At 62.6% G+C, this 385-nt stretch carries 1 protein-coding gene; it reads right to left on the bottom strand.

Annotation, left to right across the window (positions count from 1 at the left end):
• Nucleotides 1-115: 115 nt before the first annotated feature.
• A partial coding sequence (locus HX773_RS25545) for a FliM/FliN family flagellar motor switch protein (RefSeq protein WP_176973819.1) occupies nucleotides 116-385 on the bottom strand: 270 nt, incomplete at its 5' end.

Raw genomic sequence — 385 nt, 5'->3', positions numbered from 1 at the left:
AGCCGCCCACTCGTCAGCCAGGGCCTGGTCGTCAGTCATATCGTGTTCGTCAGCCATCAGTTGTCCTCGGCGGGCAGAAAATCAGTTAACACAGCTCATTCCTTGATCGACCCGCTCAACGGCGTTCGATCGGCTCAATCACTTGCAATGCCAGGTTGCCCTTGTGGGAACCGAGCTTGACCTTGAACGACGGCACGCCGTTGGCGCGCATGACCATGTCCTCGGGCAACTCCACCGGAATCACGTCGCCCGGCTGCATGTGCAGGATGTCCCGCAGGCGCAGTTGACGACGCGCCACCGTGGCGCTGAGCGGTACCGCCACGTCCAGCACGTCTTCACGCAGGGCCTTGACCCAGCGCTCGTCCTGGTCGTCGAGGTCCGACTG

The organism is Pantoea sp. B9002 (genome assembly GCF_013385945.1).
Classification (GTDB): Bacteria; Pseudomonadota; Gammaproteobacteria; order Enterobacterales; family Enterobacteriaceae; genus Pantoea.
The sequence above is the reverse complement of the archived record's forward strand: the minus strand, read 5'-3'. Positions and strand labels throughout refer to the sequence as shown.